Source organism: Geomonas oryzae (genome assembly GCF_004117875.1).
GTDB classification, from domain to species: Bacteria; Desulfobacterota; Desulfuromonadia; order Geobacterales; family Geobacteraceae; genus Geomonas; species Geomonas oryzae.
On sequence record NZ_RAHW01000005.1, the window covers coordinates 320,974 to 340,196 of the forward strand.

The 19,223-nt window shown below is 63.0% G+C and carries 13 protein-coding genes and 1 riboswitch; of the genes, 8 read left to right on the top strand and 5 right to left on the bottom strand.

Translation table 11 applies throughout. The annotated features are described in order from the left end of the window. Window positions 1-93: 93 nt before the first annotated feature. A riboswitch (cyclic di-GMP riboswitch) is annotated at window positions 94-170 on the top strand. An 80-nt stretch (window positions 171-250) separates the two neighbouring features. The 4 genes from D6Z24_RS14515 (at window position 251) to D6Z24_RS14530 (ending at window position 4,400) form a co-directional block, all read left to right on the top strand. Then, a complete protein-coding gene (locus D6Z24_RS14515) occupies window positions 251-454 on the top strand; it encodes a hypothetical protein (protein WP_129127312.1) in 204 nt (67 codons plus the stop codon). Continuing rightward, the gene (locus D6Z24_RS14520; RefSeq protein ID WP_129127313.1) at window positions 448-2,046 is read left to right on the top strand and encodes a hybrid sensor histidine kinase/response regulator; all 1,599 of its coding nucleotides are present in this window, start codon (window positions 448-450) and stop codon (window positions 2,044-2,046) included. Before D6Z24_RS14515 ends, D6Z24_RS14520 begins: the two co-directional genes overlap by 7 nt. 290 nt (window positions 2,047-2,336) lie before the next feature. Next, entirely contained in the window at window positions 2,337-3,290 is a 954-nt protein-coding gene (locus tag D6Z24_RS14525) for an HD-GYP domain-containing protein (protein WP_129127314.1), read from the top strand. 291 nt (window positions 3,291-3,581) lie between these two features. Next, window positions 3,582-4,400, top strand: a complete 819-nt coding sequence (locus D6Z24_RS14530; RefSeq protein WP_129127315.1) for a hypothetical protein — start codon at window positions 3,582-3,584, stop codon at window positions 4,398-4,400. A gap of 67 nt (window positions 4,401-4,467) precedes the next feature. Here D6Z24_RS14530 and D6Z24_RS14535 read toward each other — a convergent pair whose 3' ends face one another. The 3 genes from D6Z24_RS14535 to D6Z24_RS14545 form a co-directional block, all read right to left on the bottom strand. Then, window positions 4,468-5,088 (bottom strand): DUF922 domain-containing protein, encoded by a 621-nt coding sequence (locus D6Z24_RS14535; RefSeq protein WP_129127316.1) that lies wholly within the window; start codon window positions 5,086-5,088, stop codon window positions 4,468-4,470. 103 nt (window positions 5,089-5,191) lie between these two features. Then, window positions 5,192-6,460 (bottom strand): MFS transporter, encoded by a 1,269-nt coding sequence (locus tag D6Z24_RS14540; protein WP_129127317.1) that lies wholly within the window; start codon window positions 6,458-6,460, stop codon window positions 5,192-5,194. 92 nt (window positions 6,461-6,552) lie between these two features. Continuing rightward, window positions 6,553-8,304, bottom strand: coding sequence for a flavocytochrome c (locus D6Z24_RS14545; RefSeq protein WP_129127318.1), 1,752 nt, complete (start codon window positions 8,302-8,304; stop codon window positions 6,553-6,555). Between the two features lie 467 nt (window positions 8,305-8,771). Between D6Z24_RS14545 and D6Z24_RS14550 the strand changes: the two genes are divergently transcribed. The 3 genes from D6Z24_RS14550 (at window position 8,772) to D6Z24_RS14560 (ending at window position 14,076) form a co-directional block, all read left to right on the top strand. Then, window positions 8,772-10,832: a tetratricopeptide repeat protein gene (locus tag D6Z24_RS14550; RefSeq protein WP_162605145.1), complete on the top strand. Its 2,061-nt coding sequence runs from the start codon at window positions 8,772-8,774 to the stop codon at window positions 10,830-10,832. Window positions 10,833-10,918: 86 nt separating this feature from the next. Next, window positions 10,919-12,106: an FIST signal transduction protein gene (locus D6Z24_RS14555; RefSeq protein ID WP_129127320.1), complete on the top strand. Its 1,188-nt coding sequence runs from the start codon at window positions 10,919-10,921 to the stop codon at window positions 12,104-12,106. Next, complete coding sequence (locus tag D6Z24_RS14560) at window positions 12,106-14,076, top strand: ATP-binding protein (RefSeq protein ID WP_129127321.1); 1,971 nt, start codon at window positions 12,106-12,108, stop codon at window positions 14,074-14,076. The genes D6Z24_RS14555 and D6Z24_RS14560 overlap by 1 nt, the downstream gene beginning before the upstream one ends. Window positions 14,077-14,083: 7 nt before the next feature. Here D6Z24_RS14560 and D6Z24_RS14565 read toward each other — a convergent pair whose 3' ends face one another. Continuing rightward, window positions 14,084-14,584, bottom strand: coding sequence for a GNAT family N-acetyltransferase (locus D6Z24_RS14565; protein ID WP_162605146.1), 501 nt, complete (start codon window positions 14,582-14,584; stop codon window positions 14,084-14,086). Window positions 14,585-14,625: 41 nt separating this feature from the next. Next, window positions 14,626-15,363, bottom strand: coding sequence for a sulfite exporter TauE/SafE family protein (locus D6Z24_RS14570; protein ID WP_162605147.1), 738 nt, complete (start codon window positions 15,361-15,363; stop codon window positions 14,626-14,628). 211 nt (window positions 15,364-15,574) lie between these two features. Here D6Z24_RS14570 and D6Z24_RS14575 point away from each other — a divergent pair, with 211 nt between their 5' ends. Continuing rightward, the gene (locus tag D6Z24_RS14575) at window positions 15,575-19,165 is read left to right on the top strand and encodes a DUF748 domain-containing protein (RefSeq protein WP_246014677.1); all 3,591 of its coding nucleotides are present in this window, start codon (window positions 15,575-15,577) and stop codon (window positions 19,163-19,165) included. Window positions 19,166-19,223 lie beyond the last annotated feature (58 nt).

The window sequence follows — 19,223 nt, forward strand, 5'->3', positions numbered from 1 at the left end:
CTCACAGGGATAGAGCCCAAGTACATAGCCGTTTTATTGACATCGGAGAGGGCAATGTGCATAATTTTCAAAACACATACATAACTGCAAGATAGACGATAATACTCAACCATCCGCGAGGATGGGGCGGAAAGCCTATTGGGTCTCCCTGAGACAGCCGGGTTGCCGAAATATCACTGGATATTCTGCCCCGGCTTTTTTGCGTTCCGCGGCAGAGCTCACTGGAGTGCAGGCTCAGGAGATTATCGTCATGCGTTGCACCCTCTTCAGTCCGGTCGCAGTTTTCCGCTCGCTAACCGTCGCGCGCCAGATAAGCGGCGTACCGCTGAAAAACTGCGGCTGCTGCATAAACCTAAGCCTCGCCCTGCAGCAGGGGGTGCACCTGCGCCATCGCTCCGGCTGCGCCTTTTTCCTGCAACACCCTCCGGCGCACATGGAGGGAAAGGCATGCTAGCGGAAACCCACCTGTCCACCCAGTTCCTCTACGAGGCTCTAAGCCGCGGGAAGCGGGAATGGGAACTCACCTTCGACGCGGTCCCCGACCTCATCTTCATAACCGACACCCGGCACACCATCACCCGGGTCAACCGCGCCATGGCGGAACGTGTCGGGATGCATCCCTCGGAGCTTCCCGGCCGCAAATGCTACGAGATCTTCCACGGGCTCGAGGCCTCCCCAAGCAGCTGCCCTTTCCTGCGGCTCATGGAAGACGGCGAGGCCCCGAACGTCGAGATCGAGGAAAAGCATCTGGGCGGCTTCTTCGAGATATCCGTCTCTCCCCTTTACAACGAGGTCGGCGAGCTTGCCGCCTGCGTGCACGTGGCCCGCGACATCACGGAACGGAAGAAGGCCGAGGAATACCGGCTCGTCCTTGAACAACAGCTGCAGCAGGCCCAGAAGCTCGAAAGCCTCGGTGTGTTGACCGGCGGCATCGCGCACGATTTCAACAACATCCTGACCATCATCCTCGGTCACTGCGCGCTGGCCCGCAACATCGCCCTCCCGGAAGCGACGCAAAGGCACCTCGAGCAGATCGAGACGGCGGGGAACCGCGCCGCCGAGCTCTGCCGCCAGATGCTGACCTATGCAGGGAAAAGCCCGCTGGTGCAGTCCGAGATCGACCTCAGTGCCCAGGTGAGTGAGATGGTCAGCATGCTCCAGCCCGCCTTCAAGAAGAACGTCTCCTTACGCTGCGAGCTCCCCCCGGGGGTGCCGCCGGTGACCGGAGACCGGAGCCAGGTCCAGCAGATCATCATGAACATCATCGTGAACGCGGTGGAGGCGATCGGCGACAGCAAGGGAACGGTACGCGTCGCTCTGGAGAGCTGCACGGTGGGGGAAGGAGACGCCGACTTCTTCGGCAGCGAGATCCCCCACGGCCCCTACGTCCGCCTCCAGATAAGCGATACCGGCTGCGGCATGACCGAGGAGACCCAGAGACGGATCTTCGAACCTTTCTTCAGCACCAAGTTCACCGGCCGCGGCCTCGGCATGTCCGCCATCATGGGGATCATCAAATCGCACAAGGGCGCGTTGCAGCTTTTCAGCACACCGGGCAGCGGCACCACCTTCAAGGTCTACTTCCCCGTAACCACCGTTTCAGGCGAAAAGCCTGCACGCAGCGACGATCCCTCCCGGGCACCCGGCCCGCGCGAACCGCTGAACGGCACTGTGCTTCTGGTCGACGACGAACCTGAGCTGCGCAGCGTCGGCACGGTCCTTTTGACCGCCCTGGGCTGCAGGGTCGTCACCGCATGCAACGGCCGCGAGGCGCTCGAGGTCTGCCGGGACCGCGAGGGGGACATCGATCTGGTGGTCATGGACCTCACCATGCCGGAGATGGACGGGCTCGAGGCGTACCACGAGCTGCGCAAAAAGAACCCGTCGCTCCCCGTCCTTTTTTGCAGCGGCTATGGCAAGAAGGAGGTCTCCCCGTTCATCGACCGCGATCCTCGTGCCGCCTTCATGGCGAAGCCGTACCGGATGGACCTGCTGCACGAGATGCTCGCCAAACTGTGGCAGGGGGACCGCATCCCACCTCTTTAACAACGATCCCTGCACCGTCCACTCGCGGCGCCGAAATCTCCACCTGCTCGCAGGTACATAAGGGAAGCTTTCGCCGCTCAGGCGCTACTGCTCGCCCCCTCCCGCCTGAGTGCAGTTTCTGTCATTGTCAGTGATGCCGTTGTATGAGCACCACCTGAAATGACGTCAAGTCACCCGCCAATCTCTCCTTCAGTTTTTCTTTTAAATGCCGAGAAGAGTACGAATGCAGCGTTACTGCAGACGTACTCTCACAGTCACAATCCCACCAGAGTGAACCGGAAGGTTACCCAATGAAAGACCACTACTGGCGTGCCATAAGCATCGACAGCATAGACCCCGAATTCTTCCCCTCCATCCCGTTGTTCATGAAGAGTGCCGGGAACTACGTGCTGTACAAGGACGCTCAGAGAAAGTTCTCCAGTTCCGACCGAAGCAGGATGGAAAGAAACGGCATCGAGTTCATGTACGTGAGATCGGGCGACATGGAGGAGCTATCGGCGTACCTGGAGAAGGGGCTGGATGAGCTGCTGAACAACGATGAACTGGACAGCGCAAGGAAAGGGAAAATCCTGTACCAGACCTCGATCAACTACCTGGTCGACGCCTTCGAGGCCCCCGAACAGGCGGCGAACCTGGATCGATGCCGGCAACTGGTACGCCACCTGATGCATTACGTGGCAGGCGACGAGCACGCCCTGCACTCGTTTCAGGGCGTCGTGGCCCATAACCTCTACATCTACGCTCACAGCGTACAGGTCACCGCGCTGAACCTCCTGGCACACGAAAAGCTCTTCAAGGTGGACCCGGATGAACTGGTGGATGTGGGGGTGGGGTCCATGCTGCACGACTACGGCATGATCTTCGTCACCAACGAGATACTGAATAAGCCGGACGCCCTCTCGGACGTCGAGTACTACAAGATCAAGCAGCACACCCAGAGGGGTTACGAGTTCCTGATGGACAGCCACCACTTCAGCGACGTATCCCTCACCATCGTGCGTCACCACCATGAGCGCTACGACGGCAACGGCTATCCCACGGGCCTCAAGGGCGACAACATCCCCCGCAGTGCCCAGCTCTCGGCCCTTTGCGACATGTACAGCGCCCTCACCCTCGACCGCGTGTACCGTAAGGCGGTCCCCCACCAGGAAGCGGTCCGCATGATGCGCGAGGAATCGGGGAAGGCATTCAACCAGCAGCTCCTCGAAAATTTCATCGAGCTCGTCAGCGACCGTAAGGAATAACGCCCCCGCTCCTCATGAACCGCGGCACAAGCCTCTTTTTTAGGCATGAGCCCCATAGCCGAGACGGCAACGCGACCCGCCGTTGCGCCTTTTAGCCCCGCATTTATCGCCACTTACCCTCTTTGCCCGCCCGTCACAAAATTGACCTTTCCTAATAATATATGCTAATCTGAAGTCAGCAGCATCGGATTGTATACATCTGCAACCTGGCGCCGCGACGCTCTCAAGCCGGCGATGCCGCTTCGGACGCAGGCGGGGCCTCCCCACGAAACGGGGCATGGAGGTCAGAAGATGAGAACAGTAAGAAGGTTGCTATTCACAACGGTGGCGATGCTCGGCCTGATGGGAATGACCACCGGCTCAGGTTATGCCGCGGACGCCGGCATGCACTCGGGCAAGACCCACAAGGCGTCGACACATAAAACGACGCACAAAACAGGCGCCCATAAAACGATGCACAAGGGCACAACACACAGGACGGGCGCCGCTTCCGGCACGGGCGCAGGCGGTAGCGTCCAAAGCATCGAGTCCGGGACATCGCTGCCGAGCGGCGTCGGGGCGAGGAGTACGGTACGGCAGGACTTCACCGTTGAGCGGATGGGTCCGGACACCGGCGGTGCCATGGGCACCGGCGCAGGGGGAACGGTGGGTGGAACCACGGGCACATACGACCAGAGGGGCACCGGCGGCACCTACGACCAGGGCACCGGGCGTTACGATCAGAGAGGTAGCGGCACCTACTACGGCACCGGCACCGGCAGCGGTACCGGCGGCACTCTGAACCAGACCCCGGGCACCCAGACCCCGGGCAGCTACTACAACCAGGGGACCGGGACCGGCAGCGGCACCGGCGGCACGCTGAACCAGACTCCGGGCAGCTATGACCAGGGAACCGGGACCGGCACCGGCGGTACGCTGAACCGGACCACCCCGGGCACCTATGACAACCAGGGTGCCGGCGGGACGTACTACAACCAGGGCACCGGCATCGGCACCGGCACCGGCGGCACCATGGGGACCGACACAGGCACCATGGGAACGGGCGGTAGCACCGGCACCGGAACCGGTGGCACGGGCTCGATGGGTACCGGCGGTGGTGTCGGCAGATAAACGGGATGGAATATGAGATGACAGAAGAGGAAGGAAGGGTTACGGGGATTTTCCCGTAACCCTTTTTTTATGCGCCGCCGGCGCCGCCGGCGGAAAGGAGGACGGCGCCCTGGGTTTCGCCATGCCTTGTGTCCCGGTCGTAGTCGATCTGGATCTCCTTTAGGTGCCGGAATTTCTCCTCGGTCCGCTTCGATATCTCGGCGGCAAGTTCCTCTTCGCTGCCGAAACTCGGGAGGGTGGCGAACATCTCGTTCACCTGGGAAGCGGCCTGTACCGCCAGGTCCTTGTGACCGTACTCGTGACGCTGCAGGTGTGCCAGATAATCCTTCCACCGGCTGGCGAGTTCCGGCGTACAGGAGTCGGCATCCAGCCGGGGCAGGTAGTAGCAGATGTCCACGGTCGTATCCGCGGACCGCACCGAGTAGCGGCCGTTGTTGCTGGTGACGCGGTACTTGTAATGGATATCCCAATTGGTCAGGGCAGAGTAGACCTTGCCGTCGTTCCACTTGGTCCCTTTGTGGTTGATCTGGTCCCTCAGTTGATCGAGGGTGCTGCCGCTTATCTCATAAAAGCGGTATCCCTCCCGGACCTTCAGCTCGCACGACGGCGCTTCCGAAGCAAATAGATTGGACGAGCAGGCTAAAACAAGCAGGGCGATCGCCGCGCGGGCGGTTAAACGGTGCACCATGGGGTAGGAGACTCCGATATTGGGATGAAAAGGTGAAGCCACGATATCCCAATGAGGAGAAGGTGCGGGTGACACATGTCACAATGGAGCGAGATTCAGCCCTTTACCATTCGCGCGCGCAGTCGCTGCCGACGAAGGTGCGGCTCCAGGGCGCCGAAGCGGTTCCTTCCCGGCGCCTTCCCCGTCGTAAAAGGGCAAGACACGCCGCACAGGCGGACGAGGTGAGAGTGAGGGCAAACGGGGCCCCGGTGCACGCGGCGATGACGCCGACGAGGAGGCTGCCTATGGGTGCCGCCCCCAAAAGAGCCAGGGTGTATGCCCCCATGACGCGGCCGCGCAGCCGGTCCGGGGAGTTTTGTTGCAGAGAGCGGTTCACCCGGGCCAGGAAGATGACGACGGCGGCCCCAGCGGTGAAGAGCGCGACCAGGGATAGGAGATAGTTCCTGGAAAGCGCGAAGAGAAGCAGCGCAAGCGGCAACAAGATCCCCGCCGGCAGGTGGTCGTCGCGCCGTTGCGGCAGCCGTGCCGTGGCGGCGAGCCAGAGGGCGGCAAGCAGGGAGCCTCCGCCGAGGACGGCGGACATGGTGCCGAGCCCCCTGGGGCCCGCGGCAAACGAATCGGCGAACACCGGAAGCAGGGAAACGAACGGGATGGCGAGAAGGCCCACAAGCAGTACCGAGGTGAGGATCTGGGCGATTTCCCCGTGCATCGTCAAAAAGCGCATCCCCTCGCGCAGTTCCGCCGCGGACAGGGGCCGGCGCCTCACGGGACGATCGACGCTGCGATATGGTACGCGCACGAACCGTAACGTCACCGCGCCGGCCAGAAAGCTCGCGGCGTTTATGAAAAAGCAGGAAGCGGCCCCGCAGGAGGCGATGAGGCACCCCGCCGCGGCGGGGCCAAGGAGGCGGGTCGCGTTGAAGGCTACCGCGTTGCAGGCGACGGCGTGACCTAGCTGCTCGCGTAGAACGAGCTCAGCGAGGAGTGCCTGACGAGCAGGGACATCGAAGGCGTTCAGCGCCCCCTGAAAGAAGGCGAGTGCCATGATCGCCGGGGTGGTCGCCGCACCGCAGAGGACGAGAAGCCCGAGCAGAAGGCTCGGGACGATGGAGCCGGCCTGAGTGGCTATGAGGAGGGTACGCCTGTCGAAGCGGTCCGCGCTCACCCCACCCAACACGCCGAAGAGTAGCACCGGCAGGGAAAGCATGACCGCCGTGAGCGCCAGATGCGCCGGCGACCCGGTCAGGGACCAGACCAGCCACCCCTGGGCCACCGACTGCATGACGCTCCCGAGCCAGGAGAGCCCCTGTCCGGCCCAGAAGAGGCGGTAGTTGCCGTCGCTGATCAGGGGCATGCGTTTGGCGATCTCCATACCTGCCTCATGAAAAACATGCCGGCCAAGAGAGAAGGCCGGCAGGATTCGGGAGGCGCCGTGCGAGCGCCTCCCTCCTTATGATTCCTTAGTTACTTACCCATCGCCATCTTCGCTGCGTTCTCCCCCGCGATCCTGCCGAAGGTGATGGTCTGCGAGATGGAGTTGCCGCCGAGGCGGTTCTTGCCGTGCACCCCGCCGGTCCCCTCTCCAGCAGCATAGAGGCCCGGGATCACCTTGCCGTCTTTGCCGAGCACCTCGCTGCCGGTGGTGATCTTAAGGCCGCCCATGGTGTAGTGCACCCCCGGTTTCACCTCGATGGCGTAATACCCGGCGGTGCGCAGGGCGCGCGGCAGGTCGGGGCGCTTGAACTCCGCGTCGTTTTTCTCGTCGACCCCCTTGTTGTAGGAGGCGATGGAGGCTTCCAGCGCGTCGGCAGGCACCTTGATCGCGGCGGCGAGATCGCGCACCGAGCCCCCCTGGCTCACCAGGTTCAGGTGGAAGTAGCCGTCGATCTGCTTCAGGCTTTTGCGTACCCCCTCGTCGAACACAAGGAAGGCGGACTGCCCCTTCTGGGCGAGGATGGCGGCGGAACACTTGTCGCGGGTGGTGAGCTCGTTCACGAAGCGCTTCCCTTCGTGGTTCACGAGGATGGCGCCGTTTCCGCGCACCGCCTCGGTGATCAGGGTGCGGCTCCCGGCGGCCACGGTGGGATGGATCTGTATCTCCTTCATGTCTTTCAGCTCGCCGCCCGCCTGGCTCCCGAGCTCGATGCCGTCACCGGTCGCGCCGGGCTGGTTCGAGGTGGTCATCCCTTTGTACTCGGGGCGGTAGAAGGCGACGCGCTCCGGGTTTGCCGAGAAGCCGCCCGCAGCGATGATGACCGCCTTGGCCTTTATGGTGTACTCGCCGCTGTGTTTGCCGGCCACCCGGACGCCGATCACGCCCCCTTTCTTGTCCTCGAGGATCTTGACGACCTTGCTGTTGATACGGATGTCGATGTTGCGCTGGGCCGCGTTTTTGCGCAGCACCTCGGTGATGTGAGCCCCGACCGCGGCGCCGCCTTTCGGGCGATGCGTGCGGTTGACGCTCGCGCCCCCCATGCGGCCGACATCGCTCAGGTCAGCGCCCATGCGGGTCAGCCAGTCGACCGAAGAAGCGGAATTTTTTGCCAGCACCATCGCGAGCGCCGGGTCGTTCAGGTTGCCGCCGCCGGTCATGGTGTCCTTGTACATGAGCTCCACGGAGTCGGAAATTCCTTTCTCCTTCTGGTAGGGCGTTTCGGCCGCGTTCATCCCCCCTGCCGCGAGCATGCTGTTGCCTCCGGTGATCGGCTGCTTCTCGATGATGATCACCTTGGCACCGGCGTCGTGGGCGGTGATCGCCGCGGTGAAACCGGCGGCGCCGGCGCCGATCACGACGATGTCCGCCTTGTCGGAACGCTTCGCCTGCCTCGACGTCGCGGAAGCCGTGGTCGCAACCGCCCCTCCCCCCGGGATCTTCATATCGAAGGCATGACAGCTGAGACAGTAGGCCCAGGAAGCGGTGTGGCCATGGTGACAGGTGGTGCAGTTGATGTCGCCCAGGTGCGAGCGGTGCGGGTTCACCTCCTCGCGGGACTTGCCACCGAGCTCGGCCAGGGTGCCGTGGCAACCGACGCAATGGCCGTTCACCCCCTTCTCGCTGTCGTCAACGACGATCTTCTTACCCTTGCCGTGGCAATCCGCGCACGAAGCCTTCCCCTGGTGCAGTTTTGCCAGGGGCTCCGCGCCACCGGCCCAAAGCACCGAGGCCGATACCAGCACCAACAGTGCCGCCAAGAAAATGCCCAACCTTGAATTCATCATCTTTCTCCTTTCGCGTCTGAATGCGTATTACCGCCCGTCTCGGGGTTGGTAAGACCGTTACCGGGAAAGCGCCCTACCGAACGGGGCGCCCCTGCGCCTTCTGACAGAGCACGAGCGATGCCAACACCACCGCCGACCGTAAAGATGCTGATTTAATGATAACTTTAGCCACCCTCCGGAAGAGCACAAGAAGGGCCAACGATAACCGGAGGTTATGGGTCGACCACCGTTCATTAGCAAAGTAACCAGTACTTTCAAATGTTTACCAACAGGTATAACCCAGGGTTATGGTCATGCCATTCGGCAATACCTTTTCGTGGTCCCATTTCTCCCATGCCCCGGCCAAATCAGTTGCCAGCGAACACGCAAACATGATATGCATACGCAGTTTTTTGCATGTAATGCGGGCCGCGTGCGGCACGGCGGCGCTATGTGATGCTGGCCCTTCAGACGGAGGTGTTCCAATGGGGAAAGAGAGAGCAGCAAGGCAGGAGACGCGGCAAAAGGAAAGTCCCGCGGCGGGGGTAAGGCGCCCGCCGTTTGAGATCCTGGGCAACAGCACGTGGCTGCAGCTCGCCTTGATCGCCCTCGTGGGACTTCTGGCCTATAGCAACACCTTCCATGCACCATTCGTCATCGACGACGAAGGCTCCATCACCGAAAACCCGGTGATCAAGAACCTCGCCTCGTTCCTCTTCGACGGGACCGGCTACCGTTACAACCCGCGCCGCTTCATCGGGTACCTGACCTTCGCCCTGAACTACAGCGCCGGTGGGCTGGAGGTCACCGGCTACCACATCGTCAACACCGCCGTACACCTTTTGAACGGCGCACTCGTCTTCCTCCTCGTGCGCCTGACGCAGCAGACACCCTTTTTCAAGACCGCGGGAGCGGAAGACGCGGGCCGCGGCATCCACCCCGGAACACTCGCGCCGCTCATCGCCGCCCTCCTTTTCGTCGCCCACCCGATCCAGACGCAGGCGATCACCTACGTGGTGCAGCGCTTCGCCTCGCTCGCCACCCTCTTCTACCTCGCCTCGCTCACCTGCTACATCGCGGCGCGCCTGCGGCAGGAATCCGGTGCAGGGGTGGCGCGGGGGCGTACCGTCGCCTGTTACCTGGCCGCTCTCCTTTGCGCCCTGCTGGCGATGAAAACCAAGGAGATCGCCTTCACCCTCCCCCTGACCGTCGTGCTCTACGAGATCTCCTTCTTCGGGATCCCGTCGCGGAAACGGTTGCTCTTGCTGCTTCCGCTCGCGGCGACCCTGCTCGTCGTACCGCTCGGGCTCATGCAGTCGGGCAGACCGATAGGAGAGCTCTTGGGGGAGATGGACCGTCTCGCACGGGAGACGACCAGCATCTCGCGGGGGGACTACCTGCTCACCCAGTTCAGCGTCATCACCACCTACTTGAGGCTCTTGCTCATCCCGGTCGGGCAGAACCTCGACTACGACTACCCCGTCTTCCACACCCTCTTCGCCCCCCGGGTCTTCTTCTCCTTCCTGCTGCTCTTGGCCCTGGCCGGGACCGGGGTCTACCTGTACCGACGCTCGTCGCGCGCGCCGTGGCAGCGGCTGGCCGGGTTCGGCATCTTCTGGTTCTTCATCACCCTGAGCGTCGAGTCGAGCGTCATCCCGATCCGGGACGTCATCTTCGAACACAGGGTCTACCTCCCTTCGGTCGGGATCTTCTTCGTCGCCGCAGCCTTTGCCGCCCCCCTGCTCGCGCGGCTATCCCACCGCAGCGCTGCCGCCGCGGTCGGTATCGTCGTCCTCGTGCTCGCCGTCTCCACCTGGCAACGCAACCTGGTCTGGGGGAGTGCGGTCAGCCTGTGGCGGGACTGTGCCGAGAAGGCACCCGGCAAGGCGCGCCCCCACAACAACCTGGCCATAGCGCTCCTCGCGGCGGGGCGCAACGACGAGGCGGCCAGCGAACTGAAGACCGCCCTGAAGCTCGATCCGGGGAACGTGGAGGCGCTCAGGAACCTTGGGGCAGCCTACGAGAAGACGGGAGGTGTGGAACAGGCGATAACCCAGTACCGGGCCGCCCTGCAGGGGAACCCGGAGAACAAGTACGCGCACTACAACCTGGCGGTCGCCTACAGCAAACAGGGGAAAACGGACCAGGCGCTCTCCGAGCTGCAGCTCGCGCTCAAGGTCGACCCGGAATACCCCGACGCACACAACAACCTGGGCGTGCTCTACGCCAACCAGGGTTTGATGAAAGAGGCGATCGCGGAGTTCAGTCTCGCCGTGAAATACGATCCCCGCTCCGCGGAAGGGCACAAGAACCTCGGCTTCGCGCTCGGGATGAACGGAAAGCAGGAAGAAGGGATGGCGGAGTTGCGGACTGCGGCCGACCTGCAGCCGGAAAATCCCGAGATTTACAACAGCATGGGGATCATATACGCGAACCAGGGACGTTTCAGGGACGCGGTCTCCGCGTTCGAAAAAGCGGTGCAGCTGAGTCCGCAGGAGCAGAAGTACCTCAACAACCTGTACCACGCCAAAGCGCAAGGTGGGTGAGGCGCAGAGTTGCCCTAAAGCTTTTGCCTTAATGAGCCGATGAGATGGCATCGGCAACTGCATGCCGCAGAGTGAGGGGAAAGCGTATGGGGACCTGCGCGGGAGTGGGATTCAGCAGCAACAGGAATCCGTCGGCGGCCGGCAAAGAGGCCGCCCGGAAAGCCCTGGAACAGGCGAAGGTGACGACGCCCGACTTCGTCCTGGTGTTCGCCACCGTGGGCTACGACCAGCACCAGCTTATCGCATCGATCAGGGAGACGACCGGCGACGCCCTCTTGTGCGGTTGCTCCGGCGAGGGGATCATCACGCGCGGGACCTGCATCGAGTCCAACTTCGGCGTCTGCGTCATGACCATCGCCTCCGATGAGATCCGCTTCCATGGCGCACACATGAAGGAGATCGAGGGGCGGGCCGAGGCGGCGGGTGAGGAGCTTGCCGCAACGCTCAAGCCCCTCGCCGCATCCGACACCCGGGCCTGCCTGCTCTTTGCCGACGGCCTCGTCTTCAACTTCGACCCCTTTCTCTCTTCCTTCGAAAGAACCATGGGGCGGCAGGAACCGCTCCCGGTCTTCGGCGGGCTCGCCGCCGACAACTGGGCCCTCCACGCAACCTACCAGTACCACAACGACGCGGTCTTCACCGGGGGGATGGTCGCCGTCCTCATGTCCGGATCCGCCGACATCGTCTGGGGGGTGAACCACGGCTGCGTTCCGGTCGGGAGCAAGCGCACCATCACGCGCTGCGCCGGTAACGTGATCCAGGAGATCGACGGCAGGCCCGCCCTGGAGGCGCTCCAGGAGTACCTGGACCCGGATTGGATGACGCAGTGGAACAAGTCGTCCCTGAACCTCTGCCTCGGCTTCAAGACGCCCGAGCACATGAGGCAGGGGTACGAGGAGTACGTGATCCGCTACATGCCCGGGAAGAACGACGGTGCGGGGGAGGTGATCATCCAGTCGGAGGTCACCCCCGGAACCGAGCTCTGGATCATGCGCCGCGACAAGGAACTCATCACCGCCGGTCTCGGCGCGATCTCCAGGGAACTGAGACCCCGGCCGGAAAGCGTGCCGAAGTTCGTGCTCCACTTCGAGTGCGTGGGACGCGGCAAGGTGGTGTTCCGCGAAAGCGAGAAAAGCGAGCTGCTGTCGTCGCTGCAGGGTGAGTTTCCGGACGAGGTCCCCTGGATCGGTTTTTACACCTACGGCGAGATCGGTCCCATCGCCCGCCACAACTGCTTCCACAACTTCACCGCCGTGGTGGCGGCCGTCTACTGATGGAAAGGGATCAGCAGATGCCGGCCGGTGCCGCGCCACCGGATGACGAGACGACCCTCCTGCGCCGGGAGAACGAAACGCTCGCCCAGCAGGTGAAGGAACTGGTGAAGGCGGAGGGGAAACTCTACCGCTACCAGGAGCAGCTCGACGCGCAGCTGCGCGAGTACCAGGAGCTGTACCAGTTCAACCGCAACCTGAACGGGCTGCGGGATCTTTCGGAAATATTCGCTTCGGCGGCGGACTTCATCATCAACAACCTAGGGTACGAGAGGGTCGTCTTCTGCAGACTCGACGCCGACGAGGGGTGCTATCGCGCCGACGCGTGGGACGGCTACTACCACGCCGAAGAGAGCGACGCCGCAAGCCGGCTCGCCATCCCCGGGAACGATCCGCTGCTCGCCCCACTGTACGGGGGCGCCCCCTTCCTGATCTGCCTCGAAGAGAGCGAGGATCCGCTGCTGCGGCGCTTCGCGGCGCTGATGCAGGTAACGGAATACCTCGTCTACCCCCTGGGATCTCACGAACTCCCCGTAGCCCTCCTTGCCGTGGGCAACTCCGCAGAGCAGTTCCCTTTCTGCCGCAGGATCAGCGGCAGCGAACTGGCGCTGCTCGGCATCGGCAACCTGGCGGGGCTCCTATCCTCAAGCATCGAAAACCACATCCTTTTGGCCAACACGGCCCGGGCGCTGGAACAGGAGCGCATGGCAGAGGCGAAGTACCGCGGCATCTTCGAGAACGCAACGGAGGGGATCTTCCAGGCCACCGTGGCAGGGAGGTTCCTGAACTGCAACCCCGCCCTGGCCGAGATCCTCGGCTACCGCGCACCCCAAGAGGTGATCGATTCGGTCACCGACATAGCCCGCCAGCTTTACGTCGATCCGCTGCAGCGCACACGGATACTTTCCGAGCTGGCACAGGGGCGCACCGTCAAGGGGTACGAGGTGGAGTTCTACCGCAAGGACGGCTCGAAATGCTGGGTGAGGCTCAGCGTGCGCGCGAGCTTTTCTCCCGGCGGCGGGATAAGACACATCGACGGCGTCGTGGAAGACGTCTCGGAACGAAAGCGGGTGGAGGAGGCGATCCGGACGCTGAACGCCGAACTGGAGCAGCGGGTGGCGGACCGGACCAGCGAGCTGGAGCGGGCCAGCGCCGAATTGCAGCAGACCCACGCGCACATGCTGCAACAGGAGAAGATGGCCTCGATAGGGCAGTTGGCCGCCGGTGTCGCCCACGAGATCAACAACCCGATGGGCTTCATCATCAGCAACCTGAACACGCTCGGCAAGTACGCCGACAGGCTCACCGGCTTCATAAAGGTGCAGGACGACGCGCTCGGCAGGATGCTCAGCGACGGGGACGGCAGTGCATTGCTTGAGGAGGTCGCGCAGCAGCGCAGGGGCCTGAAGGTGGACCATGTCATGGAGGACGTGGAACACCTGATCGGGGAGTGCCAGGAGGGGGCCGGGCGGGTGAAGAGGATCGTGCAGGAGCTCAAGGGTTTCGCCCGGCTGGACGAATCCGAACTGAAGGTGGCGAACCTGAACGAGGGGCTCGAGAGCACCATCAACATCGTCTGGAACGAGCTGAAATTCAAGGCGGAACTGAGGAAGGAGCTGGGGGAGATCCCGGGGACCCTGTGCAACCCGGGTCAGTTGAACCAGGTGTTCATGAACCTGCTGGTGAACGCCGCCCACGCGATCGAGAAGTTCGGCGTGATCACGGTGCGCACCGGCCTGCAGGAAGGGATGATAAGGGTCGAGATCTCCGATACCGGCTGCGGCATCCCCGCCGACCGCATCAAGCGCATCTTCGATCCCTTCTATACCACGAAGGCGGTCGGCACCGGCACCGGCCTAGGGCTCAGCATCGTCTACGACATCGTGAAGAAGCACGACGGCGTAATCGAGGTGGAGAGCGAGCCCGGCGTCGGGACCACCTTCATCTTGCGCATTCCCGTGGTATCACAATAGCGGCAGGTCAGCCGCAGACCTCGAAGGCGTCGTGGTAGGCGACCTCGCCGGCCGCCTCCTCGGCGCGGAAGGGGAGCGCGAGGAAGTACTCGGGAGGGACGCCGGGCAGGGTGAGTCCGTCACGCACCTTGAAGCCGAAGCGCCCGTAGTACGCCGGCTCGCCCAAGAGGACACAGCCGTCGCAGCCAAGGCGCTCAAGCTGTGCGAGCCCCGCCCGGATCAGCATGGAGCCGATGCCCTCCCCCTGGTGATCCGGCTCTACCGAGACCGGTGCGAGCCCGAACCAGCGGCACGGCTTGCCGTCGATGGTGACGGGGGAAAAGGCGATGTGCCCGACCACCGCACCGTCCAGGACGGCGACCAAAGAGATGCTGAGCGCCTCCGCCGAGCGCAGCCGCTCCACGAGGATGTGCTCGGTCTGGTTGCTGTATGGGTGGCTGTGGAAGGCCGCTTCGACCACCCGTGTGATGGCCGCCGCATCCTCCGGCCGCTCCTTGCGTATCGTCAAGTTTCCCGTTCCCAATCTTCCTCCCCGGCGCGGCAGCGCCCCTACCATCCGAGCGCGAGCTTGAGCCCCAGCACCCCGCCCAGCAACACGAAAAGCCCCCGCACCCAGTCATGCCCCTTGTGCCGCCCAAGCCTTGACCCAAGGTAGGCACCGAACACCGAGCCGACCGTCGAGGGGAGCATGAGCCTCGCATCGGCGAAGCCGGCGGCGCTGTAGAGGGCGACTGCGAAGCAGTTCCAGAAAAATGCGATGGCGTAATAACAGCCAAGCGAGGCGACCAGGGTCTGGCCGCGCCCCTTGGCGAGCAGCATCGAGGTGAAGAGCCCGTTCCCCGAACCGAAGAAGGACTCGTAAACGCCGAGCGGGAAGGCGAGCAGGCCGGTCACCCCGCGCGACAGAAGCGGCTCCCCCTCGCTGCGCCCAAGTGCCGGGTTGCACGCCACCACCGCGACGAGGAGCAGGATGATGCTCCCGATGACCCGCTGCAAAAGGGCGGCGTCGATCCCCCGCACGATGAGGGTCCCCACCCACGCGCCGGCAAGGCCGCAGACGACCATGATCCGGAGCAGCGCCCAGTCCACCGGGCGCCCCTTCAGGTAGTTTCGCGCCGCCAGCGGAGTCCAGGCCGCCCCGTTCAACTGGTTCGAGGCGATGGCGACCGGCAGGGGAAACCCGAGCGCAAGCCAGACCGGCGTGGTCAGCATGGCCGAACCCGCCCCGCTCATCGAGCTTAAGAGCGAAGCGAGAAAGGCAACCGACAGGATGGTAAGAAACCGCATAAGCCCCTCCCTGAGGCAGCTCCTTTCTACCCCATCCGCCGGCAACATTCAATGCCAAAGGGCGCTGGAAGTATCTCAGGCATCCGTCTCTCACGGCGGCTCAGTTCTTATTTGTTCTTTTTCCTTTCCACTCAGTCGTGCGCTTTGACTCAAAACGTGCTAACTTTTGTTGTAGACGGTTCCCATCTTCACGCGTTGCAGCGAGGTTCTTGTGTCACGCAAAAAATACATTCTCATAACATCCGCCGTCCTTGCCTTCCTGCTGTTGTTCATCGTAGCCATCCTGCCCACAATTGTCAGGATCAAAGCAGTGGAGGCTCTGGAAGAGAGCACCGGACGCAAGGCGCGCATCGAATCGGTGAGCTTCAACCCCTTCACTTTGACTGCCACGGTCGAGGGCTTTGCCATCGCGGAGAAAGAGGGACATCCCTTCGTCGCTTTCCGGCGCCTTCAGGCGTCCCTGTCGCCGGCATCCATTTTCAGAAGGGCCCTCATCCTCTCCGAGGTCACCCTCGACACCCCCACGGTGAACCTGGTGCGCAACGCCCCGAACCGCTTCAACTTCACCGACATCCTGGAAAGGCAGCCGAAGAAGAAGGAGGAAAAGGGAAGCACGCCGCGCTTCTCGCTCAACAACATCAGCATCAGAAACGGTTCGGTCGACTTCGACGACCGCATCGTCGGCGGCGGGAGAAAACACACGGTCCGGGCGCTGAACGTCGACATCCCCTTCATCAGCAACAGCCCCTACCTCGCCGATAAATACATCGACCCGCGCATATCGGCGCAGGTGAACGGCGCCCCCTTCACCTTCACGGGAAAACTTAAGCCGCTCAGCAAGTCGCTGGAAACCTCGGTTCACGTGGGACTCAAACGGCTCGACCTGCCGCAGTACCTGGCCTACGCACCGGTGAAGCCCCCGGCCGAGCTGACCTCAGGCAAGCTCACCGTCGATCTGGACATCGCCTACCGCATCTCGGCCGACAAGAAACCTGAACTGCTGCTAAAGGGAACGAGCAGGCTCGACGCCGTCAGCATCGAGCTTCCCGGCAAGAAGCCGCTCGCACGCGTCCCTGCGCTGGAGGTGAAAGCCGCCTCCCTCGAGGTACTGGCCAGGAAGTTCCACTTCGACTCGATAACGGCCGAGGGGCTCGAACTATTCGTCGAGCGGGACCGCCAGGGGGCATGGATGTTCTCCCGGCTCGGGCCGTCCGCGCCGGAAGGAGACAAACCGAAAGCGGCCGAACCTGCCGAAAAGACCGAGGTAGTGCTTCCTTCCCTTTTAGTTGGCAATGCGACGGTTCACTTCCGGGACGAACTCCCCAAGGGGGGCTTCAGCACCGACATCTCCGAGATAAACCTCGCCGCCAAAAACTTCAGCACCGCTCCGGGGGCGAAAGCCGAGTACCAGCTCGCCCTCAAAGCGGACGGCGAAGCCGCGCTGAAGACCGGGGGGACCTTCTCGGCCTCCCCCGTCGCGGTCACGTCATCCATCGCCCTCACCGGACTCAAAATCCAGCGCATCTGGCCCTACCTGAGCCCCTACCTCACCGCGCCGCTTAAGGGGACGCTCGGCCTGAGCACGGAACTCGGCTACCGTGCCGAAGAGGGGTTATCCCTCAACAAGGGGGAGCTCTCCGTCGCAGGCCTTGCCGCGCGCTACGGAAAGGAAGGGTTCGACCTGGCCCTCTTGCAGGTATCCGGAACAAGCTTCCGCCAGAAGGAGAACCGCCTCGAGATAGGCGAACTCCGTCTGGCGCAGGGAAATATCTCCCTTGCAAAGGAAGCGGACGGGAAGCTCTCCATAATGTCGCTCTTCCCGGCGCCAACCGCCCAAGCCCCGGCACCCGCGTCCAAGGCGAAAAAGGCCAAGGCAGAGCCGAAGGGAAGGGCTTTTTCCTATGTGGTGAAGCAGACAAGGCTCGAGAAATTCAACGTCACCTTCACCGACAAGACCTTCGAGGAGCCGCCCCGCTTCACGCTGCGCAACGCGAACCTGACCCTCGCGAACCTTCAGGGACCGAAGTTCCAGCCGTCTCCCCTGCGCTTTTCCACCACCTACGGCAAGGGCGCCACGCTTAGGACCAACGGCACCCTCATGCCGGCTCCCTTCCGCTACCGTGGGAACATCGGCATCAGCAGACTGCCGATCAGCGACTTCGAGCCTTACTTCCCCGAGACCTTCAACTTCTCGGTCATCGGCGGAAACCTCGATACGTCGGTCGACCTCGATCTCGCCCTCAAGGACGGCAAGGCGGTGGGGAGCTTCCGCGGCAACGCCGGGGTGCGCGACTTCCACAGCATCGACCTCACCGGCGATCAGGACCTGCTGAAATGGGAGAGCCTGCAGTTCGACGCCTTCCAGGGAACCTTCGCCCCATTTACCCTGAGCATCCGAGAGGTTGCGCTGAACGACGTCTATTCCCGCATCATCATCAGGAAGGACGGCACTCTCAACCTGCAGGACCTGGTCAGGAAGGAGCCGGAAGCGCAGACGGCAGCCCCGGCCGCCCCAGCGGCTCCCGCAGCGCAGGCGGCTCCCGCCACAGTACCGGTTGCCGCACCCGGCGCCGTCGCAGCGCCCCCCGCGAGCCAGCGCCAGATCTCGGTCGGGAGCGTAACGATTCAAAACGGCACGCTCGCCTTCACGGACAACCACCTCCCGCAGACCTTCAACAGCACCTTCTACAACCTGGGGGGTAGGGTGAGCGGGCTCACCTCGGAGGCCTCCAAGTTCGCCGACGTCGACCTGCGCGGCAACTTGGAAAACCATTCGCCCATGCAGATCTCCGGGAGGCTCAACCCGCTGCGGGACGACCTCTTCGTCGACCTGAAGATATCCTTCCGCGACATCGAACTGGCCCCGGCCACCCCCTACTCCGGCACCTACCTGGGCTACGCCATCGACAAGGGGAAGCTCTTTCTCGACCTCAAGTACCTCATCGAGAAAAAGCAGCTCACCTCCGAGAACAAGGTCTTCATCGACCAGTTCACCTTCGGGAAGAAGGTGGAGAGCGACCAGGCGACCAGCCTGCCGGTAAGGCTCGCCATCGCGCTTTTAAAGGACAGAAACGGCGAGATACACCTCGATCTCCCGGTCACCGGGCACACCGACGATCCCCAGTTCAGCGTCTGGCGTCTGATCGGCCAAGTGCTGAAGAACCTGCTGGTAAAAGCGGCGACCTCGCCGTTTGCCCTGCTCTCTTCGCTCGGCGGCGGCGGGCAGGATTTCAGCATGGTCGGCTTCGAGCCGGGCTCCAGCGCGCTCACAGCGGATGAAGCGAAGAAGCTGACGCATCTGGCCAAGGTGGTCGCCGACCGCCCCGGGCTCAAGCTGGAGATAAAAGGATTCGTCGACAGGGGGAGGGACCCGGAGGGATACCGGCAGGAACTCCTGGCGCGCAAGGTGCGCAACGAGAAGTTCCTCTACCTGGTGAAGGAACAGCAGGTCAAAGAAGGGGAGAACAGCGAGACGGTGCAGGTGACGCCGGAGGAGTACGGCAAGTTCCTGAAGGCGGTCTACAAGAAGGAGAAGTTCCCGAAACCGCGTAACGCCCTCGGCATGGTGAAGGACCTGCCGGACAACGAGATGAAGAAGCTGATCATCGCCAACACGGTGGTCGGCGAGAACGAGTTGCAGTCGCTCGCCCGCGAGCGTGCGGCAGCGGTGGTCGATTACCTGGTGTCCAAGGGAGGGCTTCCGGCGGAGAAGCTCTTCCAGGGGAGCGGTGATATCTATAAAGCGCCCGAGAAGGAAGCCGCCGTTCGCAGCCGCGTCGAGTTCAGCGCCATCGCACGCTGATCCCGCCGGAACGGCGCCAGATCTTCCCCCCAGAACTCACAATCCCCTCTCCCTATGG

Bases quoted from the DNA above. Each gene is read 5' to 3' on its own strand.
- D6Z24_RS14515 (WP_129127312.1), top strand. From the start codon at position 251: ATGCGTTGCACCCTCTTCAGTCCGGTCGCAGTTTTCCGCTCGCTAACC.
- D6Z24_RS14520 (WP_129127313.1), top strand. From the start codon at position 448: ATGCTAGCGGAAACCCACCTGTCCACCCAGTTCCTCTACGAGGCTCTA.
- D6Z24_RS14525 (WP_129127314.1), top strand. From the start codon at position 2,337: ATGAAAGACCACTACTGGCGTGCCATAAGCATCGACAGCATAGACCCC.
- D6Z24_RS14530 (WP_129127315.1), top strand. From the start codon at position 3,582: ATGAGAACAGTAAGAAGGTTGCTATTCACAACGGTGGCGATGCTCGGC.
- D6Z24_RS14535 (WP_129127316.1), bottom strand. From the start codon at position 5,088: ATGGTGCACCGTTTAACCGCCCGCGCGGCGATCGCCCTGCTTGTTTTA.
- D6Z24_RS14540 (WP_129127317.1), bottom strand. From the start codon at position 6,460: ATGGAGATCGCCAAACGCATGCCCCTGATCAGCGACGGCAACTACCGC.
- D6Z24_RS14545 (WP_129127318.1), bottom strand. From the start codon at position 8,304: ATGAATTCAAGGTTGGGCATTTTCTTGGCGGCACTGTTGGTGCTGGTA.
- D6Z24_RS14550 (WP_162605145.1), top strand. From the start codon at position 8,772: ATGGGGAAAGAGAGAGCAGCAAGGCAGGAGACGCGGCAAAAGGAAAGT.
- D6Z24_RS14555 (WP_129127320.1), top strand. From the start codon at position 10,919: ATGGGGACCTGCGCGGGAGTGGGATTCAGCAGCAACAGGAATCCGTCG.
- D6Z24_RS14560 (WP_129127321.1), top strand. From the start codon at position 12,106: ATGGAAAGGGATCAGCAGATGCCGGCCGGTGCCGCGCCACCGGATGAC.
- D6Z24_RS14570 (WP_162605147.1), bottom strand. From the start codon at position 15,363: ATGCGGTTTCTTACCATCCTGTCGGTTGCCTTTCTCGCTTCGCTCTTA.